The sequence below is a fragment of the Sporanaerobacter sp. PP17-6a genome, assembly GCF_900095615.1.
Classification (GTDB): domain Bacteria; phylum Bacillota; class Clostridia; order Tissierellales; family Acidilutibacteraceae; genus Acidilutibacter; species Acidilutibacter cellobiosedens.
In genome coordinates this window covers 1-13,372 of record NZ_FMIF01000043.1, presented here as the reverse complement: position 1 = coordinate 13,372, position 13,372 = coordinate 1, and the positions used below count along the sequence as shown (strand labels likewise).

Here is a 13,372-nt window from a genome sequence, read left to right as displayed (position 1 = left end):
CTCTCCTCTTTCTATTTATAAAATTTATTAGAGTTTTCTTTCTGCCGTCTTAAACTTTCCACACATATAGCTTATTGAAACTGATAATAATGCTATTAGTAAAATAACTGATTCTATAAAATACTTCTTTGTTACTCTCATAATATTTGCATATATCTTTCCATATCCTGCAACGGTTTTTCCATATTCTTCTCTAAGTATATTTTCAATTCGAGAGTAAAATTTGAAGTCAAATATATCCGTAGGCGGTAAAAATCTGCTTGGGGTTGATAGTTTAAACTCTAATATTAATCTTAATAGAAATATCCAAAGAAATATCAGTAATAATGTTTTTAGTATTTGTAATAACACTATTGTCATATTTCCCGAAAGAAGTTCCTTTCCGTATTTTCTTTTTGTTCCAAATTGATACTTTTTTATATTTAATTTTATGGACTTTATTAGGTATACTGTAAGCAATATTAATACTATAATTTCAAATATAAATATAAATCCATAATAGTATTTTGATAGATTTCTCTTTGATTCTGTAAAGTCTGCGATTTTTATTTCTTCTTGTTCTTCTGTTGAAATTATTTTTACGTCTTCAAAAAATTTTTCTTTTACAAAGTTTTTTCTGTTTTCATCTTTAGGTTTGACTTCAAGACTGTAAAATGTTTTTTCTCCCTCTCCTAAATTTTCTGGTATATCTTCTTTTTTTACATATAAATTTTCTATTTTTGATTTTGAGTATTTATCATTTTCATATATTCCGACTATTTTATACTTTTTTCCGAATATGTCCATCGTTTCTCCTAAAGAAAAAGAGTCATTTGTTTCTTTTACAAATTTTTCACTTATGAGTATTTGATTTTCTCCTGTTATCCATTTCCCAGAGGCAATTTCTATATTATTTATTTGAGAGTAGTTTTCATCTATTCCTATTATGCTTATATTTTTTCCTTCAAAAGATATATCCTTTTCTTCGGTTTCAGATAGTATATATTTTTCTTCTATTATTTTCCTTCCGCCCATTAGTTTCTGATAGATTTCGTTTTTTTCTTCAAATATTATTTCAATCTTTGAAGGAAAGTTTTGTGATTCTTTTTTTATATTTCTTTGTATTAAGAATAGCAAAAGGGTTAGAACTGACAATATTATTATTAAAGTTATTTTGATTTTATTTTTTTCTTTTCTATTCTTCATTTTCTTCACCTCTTCCTTCTACTACTCTTACGTTCATTCCTTCTCTTAGAGGTTTTGTCGTCCATTTTACTACTTCTGAATTATATGGAAGAACTCCTGTTATTGCTGTTTCATATCCGTTTGTTGCTTCTATCTTCACATTTATTCTCACTAGTTGGTCTCTTTTTCTTATGGATTTTTCTTCGATTATTACATAGATTACATTTTCTCCTTCTGTGTGAATTGCACTGTTGGGTACTATAGTATCGTAGATTCCTAAGGATTCACTTTTTTTATCAAAGGGATCTTTTGTTATTTCTCCTCTTTTTGTTTTTGTTACTTCTATTTCAGGTGCCATGATATAGGAAATTTTTTGTGTGATTAAGGTGAACGATAGCATTGCTGCCATAAATATTATTATTCCTCTTCCTAATTTTTGTTTTTGGGTTCTTCTCTCCTTTACTTCGTTTATATAAATTTTTTCATAACCTTCCAGTCTTGATGACAAGCTTATTCCCTGTGTTAAATCCTCATAGGAAAATTGGTATAGGAGTAATGGCAATATACTGAATACTGTTCCTGCTGCGAAGGATATTTCTCTAAATTCTCCTGTTGCATTTAAGGTTACTGACAAAGGCATATAGTACTTGTCACTTATAAAGACTAATGGTTGTTCTACCATTGACCAGTAGTTTACGAATAATAGAACTGTAAGTGCGGATATTATTGAACGACATAAAGGCATTACTATTTTTAGAAATAGTTTGAATTCGCTTAGCCCGTCTATTCTTCCTGCATCATATATTTCTTTGTCCATCCTTCTCATATACTGTACCATTAGAAATGTTCCGAAGGTTGAGAATATATTAGGCAGTATTACTGCACTGGGACTGTCTATTATGTTTAGCGCTTTTAGGGTTAAATATTGAGGCACCATAGTTGCTTGAAAAGGCATTAGCATTAAGACTATGTATAGCCAATATAGGAAGCCTTTTCCTTTAAATTCAAATCTGCTAAACCCGTATGCCCCAAGCAAGCTTAGGGGAATATTTATTCCGATGATTATAAAGATGTAGATTGCTGAATTCCAAAATCCTCTGAAAAAGTCTTCAGTTTGGAATAGAACTTTTCCGTATTGTATTAGGCTGAACCCCCCATTATAATCTGTGAAGGAATTTATTATCATTATTATCATAGGAAGAAGACATATTATTGATATAAAATATATCAAAATATTTTTTAATACTTTTTTTATCATTTTTATCCCTCCCTATTCTTCTGAAAACTTCTTTTGGAAATTTAGGAATACCGATATTAATATGGATATTCCTATTACCAATATAAAAGCTGCGGTGCTTAATCTCTGATAATTAAGCTTTAAAAAATTGTTGTTCATAAAATGCTGTAACAGATAGGCTGTACTTGGTGGATAATTTTCATAAAGCCCATAGGCTTCTCTGAACATTTGGAAGGAATTTATTATACTGAATATTACGACAAAAAATATTATTGGCGTAATTAAAGGTACTACTATTTTAAATGAATACTTTAGTTTTGAATTTGAATCCAAAAGAAATGCTTCTTTGTATTCCTTTTCAAGGGATGAGATTGCACCTGTGAATATTACAAGCATATATCCCATATTTTTTATTATAAAAATGAAGATCAAAAACCCCATTGCATGCTTTCCTCCTAAGAAATCTACTGTGTTCCACCCAAATAATTGTATTATTTTATTTATAATTCCTTCATTGTCAAATAATGTTTTCCAGCTCATAAGTGCTGATGCAACAGGAACGATTATAGGTGAAAGCATTGCCCATCTTGGGAAGACATAAAGCTTATCCGACATCAGTAGGCTTAAAAATAACGAAAGTAAGGTAACCGATGGAACACCGATTAAAATAAACTTCAACGTGTTTTTTGTTGCAAGCTCAAATGTAGGATTCCCGACTAAATCCTTAAAGTTTTCAAACCAGATAAATTGAACATCTGTTACACCTTTTGTAAAAGTATAATAAAGGCTCATAAAAAACGGGATAATATAGAACAAAAGAACTCCTATAAACCCGGGAAGAATAAAGAGCCATACATTCATCTTACTTTTTTTCATTTAAGTCACCTTCTCTCTAATATTCAAATCTATATTTTTAAACAGCTCGCAATAAAGCTTACTATTCTGAATTAAATAATTGTGACTTCCCCTTTCTGCTACGATTCCTTCATCAATTAAAAATATCTCATCACTTTCTATGATTGAAGATACTTTATGACTTATAAAAATTACTACAGAATTTTTGCTTAATTCCTTTAAAACAGATATTATAAGTTTTTCAGATTTTCCGTCTAAATTTGCAGTCACTTCATCAAAAATGTATATTTTTGTATTCCTTAGTAATGCACGGGCAATGCTAAGTTTTTGTTTTTGCCCACTTGAAAGTATTGATGCTCCCTCTCCGATTACAGTTTCATATTTTTGGGGAAGTGTATTTATATATTCATCCAAATCAACCTTTTTGCACATTTCAATTACCTCTTCATCCCTTGCAACAGGATTCCCAAATTTTATATTATTTAATACAGTATCATCAAAGAAAAAGTCTTCTTTTTGTACATAGGTTATATTTCTTCTTAGTTTCTCTTTTGGTATATCCTTATAGCTCTCTCCATTAAGCTTCAATTCCCCGTATTCAACATCGTATAATTTTACCAACAATTTTGCAATTGTGCTTTTCCCACAACCATTCTTTCCTACAAAGCCATAAAATCCGAAGGATGATATTTCAAATGAAAAATTATTCAAAACCGGTTTATCTTTTTCACTATATCTAAAATAAATTTCATTTCCCTCAAAATTTATATTTTTTAAAGAAAAATTATTTCCTGGAGTTTCTCTTTTTTCACTACTCTTAGACATAATTTCATTTACTCTGTTTAAACATATAATGACATTCTGTTTACTTATATTTAATTTCAAAACTTCTGATATGGAAGAAAAAAGATTATTTATATATGTGTTAAATGAAACCATTGTTCCTATTGTCAGTAAATTTGACCTTATTAAAATAGCAGACAAATATATTACATATAATGAAGAAATAACAGTTATTAAATTATTCAAAATATCAACTGTATTATTTAAAAAAATTGATCTTTTTAAAATTTTAAAATCTCTTGAGATGAAATTTTTGAATTTTTCATTCATCGAATCCTCAAGCATATAACTTTTAATCCCTGTATTATTTGAAAATATTTCATTTTGAAAGCTATAATATTTATCATTATACTCTTTCCTTCTTTTTGCTAATTCTTTAAAATATTTTCTTGATAAAAATGTCACCGCAAAAGAAGCAGGAATATAAAAAACCGCTACCGAAGTTAATTGGGTTGAAATTTTAAAAACAAAATACAATGAAATGGCGATATTGACCCCTATATGCAAAAAACTTGTAATGACATTTATGCAAAATGAAACTATTTCATCGGAATCTCCGTTTAAACGATACATAAATTCCCCTGTATCATATTTATCATAGACCTTTGTTTTAAGTCTTATTATTTTATCAAACATATTCTTTTGAACACTTTTTGACACTTTAAAACTCAAGGTCTGGCCTAAATAGTCTTCATAAATCCCTAATAAAGTTGTAAATATTGTTACAACAAAATATATGACAATCAGCTTTATTAAATATTCCATATTTGAAGAGGAAATACTGTCAAGCATTTTACCATATAAATACGGATTTATGTTTTTTATAAAAGTTCCACCGAATATCATCAAGACTAAAAAGACCAATTTATTTTTTTCCGGAGAAATGTATTTTTTAATAAAAACCTTTAGCTTTTCATTATCTTCTTTATTTTTATTAGATTTCATTTTGTTTCTTATTTCTCCTTGTTCTTATTTTAAATTCACAATTTTCATATATGTATGCAGCCTTGCAATCATCAATAATTGCAAGGCTGTTTCGTTACTTCTCCAGATCATTCATAGCTTGTATACCTACATCAATCTTACAGAGATCTGCACAAAAAGTAGCACAACCATCTCGGCATTTATTTCCGCAACCGCTTGAACATATATTTCCGCAATCTGTGCACGCCATAGGCGAAATCGAAACCTTTGTTTTTTTTAGCTTGCTTTCGTAAGTCATGATATCCCCCCTTTAAATATATTGTGAATACCTCTTGGGTATACAACTCTACTCATTAAGCCTTAAATCCACATTTCCCTGCGCCTTTTCTATCCCTTCCTCTATTGTGATTTTATCATCTAAATATTCCATAATCGGATCTGAAATATCTTTTTTAAAGTAATCCATATCATAAAGATAATCAATATTTTTATAAGCTTCTCTTCGTTCTTTATAAAATCTTCTCGAAATTTCTTTATTCATATTTATCATCTCTTTTTCCTCAACCTTAATATACTTGTCTTCTCCAGACGTATTTATAGGGCTTCCAGGAACCCAGGTATATGCCTGAATCTCTTCTTCTAAAAGAAAGCTTAGAAATTTCCATGCATTTTTCTTTCTTTGAGAACGGCCGTTTATTGAATACATATTATTTGTATATGCAACTCGATTACTGTTTTTCTCACCCGTAAATATGGGGATTATACTACTTCTGTTTTTTTCGTTGTACTTTTCAAAAAGATACAGGTCAGCACCTGGCCCCTTGTTATTGTTTAAGCTGCAAAATAATGAACCTTGTAAACAATCATCTCCTAATTCGTCTACTGTCTTCGCAAAGTTTGGACTTTTAAGACACTCTTTCAATTCTTTTATCAACTCTATAAACCATTTCTGATTTAAATTTGCTTCTTTCTTTTCAAGATCAATTAAGTCTGGCATATTTGCTATTAGTATTGTAATCAACATATCTTCTTTTTCTTCTATAGTTGTAAATAAATGTGCATCGGGTTCTTTTTCTTCTATTATCTTTGTCAGTTTTAAAACTTCACTCCACTTCAAATTATCATAATCCAAATTTAAACCCAACTTTTCAGCCAACTGGTCATCTACTTGATAATAATAGCCTATAAAGCTTATGGGAAGTCCACGAATTCTATCATTTATTTTTATTCCATTCAAAACACTCTTATTTAAATCTTTATACTTCTGATCTTTTTCAAGGAAAGATGTCAAATCTTCAAATGCATCGGTTTTAAACAAATCCCTGTAAACAAGTCCTGCCCCACCTGTCATAACAACATCCCCGGTTTCTCCGGAAAGAATTTTCATTGTCAATTGTTTCCCATATTGCTCATTGTTTTCCAAATATTCCTCACGATTGTTGTAAATATAATCATATTCTATTTTTTCCTCCGGATACTTAATCTCGTAGCATTTTATTGCATATGCCAAAAAGTCCTGCCTATAAGGTGCTGTAATCGTCAAAGTTACGGCTCTATCGGCATTATTCTTTTTCTCCTTTTCTCTGTATGCAAAGAATTTGTATGGTTCGTCTTCTTCATAAGGTGTAATAGCAATATAAAAATCATTATTTTTTCCTACGAAAAAATCCGTTATCGTACCTTCGGGACTTTTCCCAAGAACTGTGGAATCCTTTCCGAAGGTAAATACAACGCCCGATTCTTTTTTATTATTTATATCGTATTCCCGTATTGCCTCTCCTGACGGACTTGAAATATAAACATGATTTTTTTCTCTGCTATATTTTATAAATTCTCCTTCCGAAGGCATGAGATATTCCAAAAGTCCATCTTCTATATTTATCTTGTTAATACTTGAAGGCCCATGGGATGATTTTTCTGTTTGTATATATACACTTCCTTTACCGTCTACGTCAAAGTCATATATTGAAACGGTATCATTATTATAAGTATTATGAAGTTTCCCATCTTTGCTATATATCTGAAGTGATCTGTAGGTCTTTTTACTCTCCTTATCCTTATAATAGGAAAGAATATATAAATATCTTTCATCGCATTTGAACTTTTCAATATGTAAGCCCGAATCTTCAAATAAAGTTCCCTCAAAATTTTCAATTTCAACAGCTTGATTTATTTCCTTTCCTGTTTCATCAAAGGATTTCACTAAAATTTTTTTTAAATCATCATCATACTTTATTGTCCAAGATATACCTTCCTCATCTATCCAAATTCCGTCTCCCTTATACATTTCTTCATTGGGAAATTCATAGATTAAATCTCCTGTTTCCATATCCATAAGAGACATCTTGTTATTTTGGGGATTCTTTGAAAGTCTTACGGGTTTATCTTTAAATTTCAGAAATTTAATGTATTTTATATCTTCAAAAACTTCTTCTCCCCTTGATTCTTCCTTATAATGAAGCTCCCCCTCTTCAGTATCTGTTGCATTCTTAGAAACTTCTTGCTTTTCATTATCCTCTTTCCCGGTTTTATTTAACAAAACAAATCCTATAACAACTACTGCTATTATTGCAATTATAAGTACTGTTTGTTTTCCCCTTTCGCTTATTTTCATAATAAGGCCTCCAAATCAGTCTTGACTTATAACTTCTTGAGTATCAAAATTTACCCACCAGTTACTTCCTTCCCATTTATATTTTTTAGACATTACACTCCACCAATTATTAAATTCATGAAATGTTCTTCCATAATCTTTAACCAATTTTTCATATAATTCGGAATCCTTAACATCAATAATTTTGGTTAAATTTTCAAGAGCAAGTTTTTTTTCAAATAAATCCTGAATATTATTGAAATCTTCCTTTGAAAGTTTCCAAATAACTTTACCCTTCATTTTAATTCCTCCTTATCTATTATATTTGTAATATCCTATAAGATTCTCAATATTATCAGAGAACTTGTAAATGGGATCTAAATAGTCTTTCTTCTTTATTTCTCTTATAGGAGGCAATTCAATTTTCTCCGATAAAATCTTTAGTTTTTCTAAAATGTCAATTGATATATCTCTTTCTATATGACTTTTTCTGCATTGAAAAGATGGTGAAACATTGACCTCATTTGTATATAATTTGTTGATATATACACAGTTTTTACATTGATATGCATCGCAAATTCTGCATAAGTTGCTATTTTTTATTTCATATAATCTTTTTGAGTAATCTTTAAAAATTCCCCTTTCCAAATCGCCTATAAATTCATCAGGGTTATTTGAATATTCCGCACAACAAGTATAAATTTTTTCTTTCGAAGACACGATGAAATCGTTTTCTCCAGCCATACAATTTTCATGTTTGTCAAGAAAAATTGTATCTGTAAGTAAATTAAGTTCTTTTAAAACTCCGTTATTTCCCAATTCCTCAATTAAAAATTTGCTTATTTTTTTCATTTGGAAACGATATACTTCTTCGTTAAAATTTTTATCAAGTCCTATTATGTTAAGGTTTATACGATTACAATTTTTAAACAATGTTTTTAGACATTCCGATAATTCCTCTATTTCATCTGAATTTATATTTAATATTATATTCTCTTGAAATGAATCCGATTTTTTTACACTCTCCAAATCATAAACTGGTAAAATCCTCTTTAGGCCAATTTCTTTTGCAGTTTCACAAAACTTTGCTGGAACTATGTGCAGAATATCATAATTTAAATATTCCTTTATATTCTTAAAGTCAAAACTATTATTTGAATGCACAAATACGGGTCTTAAAAAGTTTTGTCGTGCAAATTTTAGGCCACTTATGATTTCATCTTCTTCCATAATATTATCGGTTTTACTTTCGTTTTTATATGAACAATAAGTCACATAGTCATCGGATAATAAGAAATAAATTTGTTTTTTTAAAGCTTGTCCGTTACTTCTTTCTATATCACAAAGATTATAAAGCTTTGAAAAATAATGGTCATTTGCCCTAACTCTTGCCTTGTGCATTTTACAGATATATTTTGCTCTATAAAAATTTGTGGGAGTAGGCGCTTCATCATAGTTAAACCCCTGGCAAAATGCACAACCCGTGGCGATTTCACAATTCAAACATTCTTCATCGCTTTGAATTCTGTTTGTGGATAAAACGAAAGGACGGACTTTTTCCATGTCAACCCCATCCTTCAAATTCCCAAGTACCCATTCTTTATGGTTATTCAACGAATGTCCATAATATCTTAAGCATGGATAGATATTACCACTCGGGTTGAAAGATATCATTTTCCCTGCCCCACAGTAGGTTCTGCTTATATCTTCTTCGGTATACGGAAAACCTATTGATTCATCAAAAAATGAACAGTAAAATCCTTTATCATATAATTCATTTTCAATTACATAATCCGCAAGTTTTATAAGCTGCTCTTCTAAAATTTTGTCGTCTCCCTCTTTCCAAACATCTTCAAATACTACATTTGCACTAACTTCATTTATTCCTTTGTTCCAAAGTGAAATTATACTTTCATATAATAATGGTAAATCCTGACTTGCAAAAGTTGATTTTGTCGTTCCTCTAAATTGGCTTAACCATAAATTCAAATTTTTGTTAATTGTATCATAAGAACCGGAACCGTCAGGAAAAACTCTATTTAAATCGTGTTTCTCCTTTGTACCATCCAAAGAAATTGTAACTGAAATTTTGTTCCTATTTTTATTTATAAAATTTTGAACGGCAGGATTCGAATAATTAACCCCGTTTGTACAAATACTTATTCTGTAATTCCAATACCAATCATGGTTTAGTTTAAATGCAGTAATCTTAAAGTAATCACATATTTGGTCGATAAGTTCCACTTCTAAAAAAGGTTCCCCACCAATAAATTCCAAAATGAGAGCTTCAGAATATCTTAAATCATCAGAATTCAAAAGATAATTCACAAATCTTTTTGCGGTTTCAAAGTTCATTCTTTTATCAGAAGATTTATGTGTTACATAACAGTATTTACATCTGAGATTACAATCTTCAGTGACTATAAAAGTTACAGTTTGAGATTTATCAGAACGCCAGCCTCCTATGGTTTTTCCAAATGTATATTCCTTTCTTTCCAATCAGACCACTCCTTGTACCAAAATATTTACAAATAAAACTTTATAGATAATATATACTCTGTAGCATAAAAACAAGGTATGTTTTTATGTTAGTATTTAATTTATGAAATTATAAATAATATAACATAAAGGCGACGTTAGGATTTGTCAAATTGTGGAGCGAATATATTAATTTTCTGTAATATATTCACAGTCATAAAAACAAATGAATTCAAATATAAAAACCTGCTAATAAAAATCAAGTATTTTTTAGCAGGTTTTTAATTCTTTATCTATTTAATATCGATATCAAAATATTTTTGGAATGTATTGTCTAATCTGTGTCCGGTACCTATAAATATGGGGAAACTTCCTGTATTTTGTTATATATCTTTGGATTTATTTTATACATTATTTTAATCTATACATATTCTCATATTTTTAACTGGCATCTTACCATTTAGGGTAAACTGAACTCCAGTTCCTTTCCATATATTACTGCCATCATTATAAATAACCTGCATATGTAAGTGTGGTCTGTTTGAATATCCTGAATTACCAATTTCACCAATATATTCGCCTTTATTAATATATTGACCTTTTATTAGATTTACTGTATTCTTTTCTAAATGCGCGAGAATTATAAAATAATTATCTTTTTTTATTATTACATGATTTCCAATACCCCTCAAGTAATTTCCGCTATATGGAATATTGTTTTCTACATTATTTATTACCTCATAAACAATACCATCAATAGGACAATACACTTCTTGCTTAAATATATAATACTTCTCATTATTCAATGGTATAATTCCATCCATTGTAAAACCTATGCTATTAATTTTGACTATATCTACTGCATATCTCATAGACTCCTTCCACTTCGCATGGTCTTTAAATTTATAATGATAATTAGTAAAAAAAGACTTTTTACCATCCCCACCTTCAGCAATTAAATATTTGCCCTCCTTAAATGTAAATGATAAATCTATATCAATTTTTTTATGTTTTTGATGCTTACTTAATATTATATTTATAACTAATACAATAAAGACAGGTAAAAGAATTATTGCATCTATATCTTCTATTACACCTTTGTAAGAAAAAACAGCTTTAGCTTCAAATCTAAATAAACTTATTCCCGTACATATAATTACTGATATAAAAAATATATACCTTAAATAATAATTAAAATTTTCCCAGTAAACTGATAAAAATATAAAATACATACTTAATATGTGTAAACTATTGTTTACAATAAAAATAAATATTGTATCATAACTATTTGCAATACTATTATAGATCAAATATATAGGTAATATAATTTGAAGAAAAGCAAAGACACACATTTGTATTGGTCTTTTTAAAGTCATAAATTCCTCCTTATCTAATAAATTTTCAGTTAGCTGCAGAACTCTAAATTAATGTTAAATCCTATACTAATATGTATTGAAATAACTTAATCCTTCACTATTAGTTATAAAATTTACCAATAAAGTTACTAAGAAAACATACTATGTTTTCTTAAATTGTATAAATCAGTCTAATTAACTGCTTTAATAACCTTTCCTACTCCGTTATCAATCTTAATTACTTTGTCGGCTAATTTTATCAATTCTTCATCATGGGTTGCAACAAAAACAGTCGATTTGCCCTTTATTTCTCCGAGCAGCGATACAACCTTCAATCTGTTTTCCAAGTCAAGTTCCGCCGTCGGTTCGTCAAAGGCATAAGCAGGGGCATATCTGTTTAATGTTCTGCACAATGCAAATCTTCTCTGCTCACCGCCGGACAGATTCTTATTTATGGAATCCAGCTTAAAATCATATCCCCTATTTTTGATTATTTCATCGATTCCGAGCTTTTCACATAGTTCATCTAAATTTTCACTTTTCTCCTGATTTCCGTAGTTCAAATTTTCAATTATACTTCTTTTTAAAATATATGGGTTTTGAAAACATATTCTAAAAGAATTTTTCAAAGTTTCCTTATCCCTGGAAACATCCGTGTTATTTAACACAATTTTTCCCTCATTAATGGTTGTCAGTCCAGCCAAAGAATTTATAAACGTACTTTTCCCGCTGCCGCTTTCCCCTATTATCGCTATTAACTGCCCCGGTTTTGCACTAAAGGATAAGTCATGGATTACCAAATTTTCATCGTTCTTTATGGAAACTTCCTTAAATTCAACTGCCAGGGGTTTGTCTGCGTAGTCCATATCGGATGCCTGTTTATCAGCCGATATGAAATTTCTCTTGGGCTTCAGCTCAAAAACCCGTTCCAAGGCTGCATCCGCCTGAGACAGTTCGTTTCCGTATCTGCTGATTAAAATCATAGGTGCGTAAATTTTAGTTAAATACGTATACACAACAAGGATATCCCCGACACTAAACCTGCCGGCATTTATACCGTGATATGTTATCAAAAGCGTTGCCACAAACCCGAAGGCCTGAACCCCCCTTACCGACGGCCAATAACGATTAAACAGGTGCATAGTTGATTTTCTGTACCCGCTTATATCACCGTTATATCTGCAAAACCTTTTGCCTTCTTCTTTTTCGGTTCTATATGACTTTATCAATGTAATATTGGACAGTACGTCCGATAAAAAATCGCTTATGTTGCCAAAGGATTTTCTTTCCATCCTGGCAAGTTCCTGGCTCCTCTTTGTAACCCATTTGGAAAGAAGATATATTACAGGAGCTAAAGCTGCTGAAATAGCCGCCAGTTTTATATTCCAAAGGGCAAATATAACCAAGCTGAAAATTAAAGACAGTATGCTTGTCAGAAATCCGTTAAGAGGCCCTGCTATAGCCCTGGTAACCGCTTCCACGTCTCCCGTGATTCTTGATATAATATCTCCCACTCTGATTTTCTCATTATCGTCACCGCTCATAACCCACCGGAAAGCATCGTTTCTGACATCTTCAATAATTCTGTTATTAAATAAAGTTACCGCAGATCCATATAACAACGAAAACACGCCTTCCAACATATACACAATACCAAATGCAATGATTAAATTTACAGGAGACGTCCCGAATATTTTAACATAAATCAGCTTATAAGAGGTTAACTTAACTTTCCCTATTACGTCAACGAGCGCACCCAATAACTGGACAGGTATCAACTCGAAAAACGCTACAATACATGATAATATAAGCATTCCAAAGAATACCGCTTTTCTTCTCTTTACATAATCATATAACTGAATAATACCGTTTAACTTTCTCACGCTATTCCCTCCCGTAAATTTTCTATTAATATACCCTTTC

At 30.2% G+C, this 13,372-nt stretch carries 10 protein-coding genes; all 10 read right to left on the bottom strand.

Going from position 1 to position 13,372, the window contains the following annotated elements:
* Positions 1 to 27: 27 nt before the first annotated feature.
* Entirely contained in the window at positions 28 to 1,185 is a 1,158-nt protein-coding gene (locus PP176A_RS14925; protein ID WP_071141273.1) for an ABC transporter permease, read from the bottom strand.
* Entirely contained in the window at positions 1,175 to 2,422 is a 1,248-nt protein-coding gene (locus tag PP176A_RS14920) for a carbohydrate ABC transporter permease (protein ID WP_071141272.1), read from the bottom strand. Before PP176A_RS14920 ends, PP176A_RS14925 begins: the two co-directional genes overlap by 11 nt.
* Before the next feature lie 12 nt (positions 2,423 to 2,434).
* Positions 2,435 to 3,277, bottom strand: a complete 843-nt coding sequence (locus PP176A_RS14915; protein WP_071141271.1) for a carbohydrate ABC transporter permease — start codon at positions 3,275 to 3,277, stop codon at positions 2,435 to 2,437.
* The gene (locus tag PP176A_RS14910; protein WP_071141270.1) at positions 3,278 to 5,044 is read right to left on the bottom strand and encodes an ABC transporter ATP-binding protein; all 1,767 of its coding nucleotides are present in this window, start codon (positions 5,042 to 5,044) and stop codon (positions 3,278 to 3,280) included. It lies immediately after the preceding gene.
* 94 nt (positions 5,045 to 5,138) lie between these two features.
* Positions 5,139 to 5,321: a hypothetical protein gene (locus PP176A_RS14905; RefSeq protein ID WP_071141269.1), complete on the bottom strand. Its 183-nt coding sequence runs from the start codon at positions 5,319 to 5,321 to the stop codon at positions 5,139 to 5,141.
* A 48-nt stretch (positions 5,322 to 5,369) separates the two neighbouring features.
* Positions 5,370 to 7,637, bottom strand: coding sequence for an ABC transporter substrate-binding protein (locus PP176A_RS14900; protein WP_071141268.1), 2,268 nt, complete (start codon positions 7,635 to 7,637; stop codon positions 5,370 to 5,372).
* Between the two features lie 15 nt (positions 7,638 to 7,652).
* Positions 7,653 to 7,916 carry a CXXX repeat peptide modification system protein gene (locus PP176A_RS14895; protein ID WP_071141267.1) on the bottom strand — a complete coding sequence of 88 codons (264 nt, stop codon included), beginning with the start codon at positions 7,914 to 7,916 and terminating at the stop codon, positions 7,653 to 7,655.
* Positions 7,917 to 7,928: 12 nt separating this feature from the next.
* Positions 7,929 to 10,115, bottom strand: a complete 2,187-nt coding sequence (locus tag PP176A_RS14890; protein ID WP_071141266.1) for a radical SAM peptide maturase, CXXX-repeat target family — start codon at positions 10,113 to 10,115, stop codon at positions 7,929 to 7,931.
* Positions 10,116 to 10,510: 395 nt separating this feature from the next.
* A complete protein-coding gene (locus tag PP176A_RS14885; protein ID WP_071141265.1) occupies positions 10,511 to 11,470 on the bottom strand; it encodes a M23 family metallopeptidase in 960 nt (319 codons plus the stop codon).
* 170 nt (positions 11,471 to 11,640) lie between these two features.
* A partial coding sequence (locus PP176A_RS14880) for an ABC transporter ATP-binding protein (RefSeq protein ID WP_071141264.1) occupies positions 11,641 to 13,372 on the bottom strand: 1,732 nt, incomplete at its 5' end.

What these genes read in the sequence shown, in the direction of transcription:
- PP176A_RS14925 (WP_071141273.1), bottom strand. Translation starts at nt 1,185, where the DNA reads ATGAAGAATAGAAAAGAAAAAAATAAAATCAAAATAACTTTAATAATA.
- PP176A_RS14920 (WP_071141272.1), bottom strand. Translation starts at nt 2,422, where the DNA reads ATGATAAAAAAAGTATTAAAAAATATTTTGATATATTTTATATCAATA.
- PP176A_RS14915 (WP_071141271.1), bottom strand. Translation starts at nt 3,277, where the DNA reads ATGAAAAAAAGTAAGATGAATGTATGGCTCTTTATTCTTCCCGGGTTT.
- PP176A_RS14910 (WP_071141270.1), bottom strand. Translation starts at nt 5,044, where the DNA reads ATGAAATCTAATAAAAATAAAGAAGATAATGAAAAGCTAAAGGTTTTT.
- PP176A_RS14905 (WP_071141269.1), bottom strand. Translation starts at nt 5,321, where the DNA reads ATGACTTACGAAAGCAAGCTAAAAAAAACAAAGGTTTCGATTTCGCCT.
- PP176A_RS14900 (WP_071141268.1), bottom strand. Translation starts at nt 7,637, where the DNA reads ATGAAAATAAGCGAAAGGGGAAAACAAACAGTACTTATAATTGCAATA.
- PP176A_RS14895 (WP_071141267.1), bottom strand. Translation starts at nt 7,916, where the DNA reads ATGAAGGGTAAAGTTATTTGGAAACTTTCAAAGGAAGATTTCAATAAT.
- PP176A_RS14885 (WP_071141265.1), bottom strand. Translation starts at nt 11,470, where the DNA reads ATGACTTTAAAAAGACCAATACAAATGTGTGTCTTTGCTTTTCTTCAA.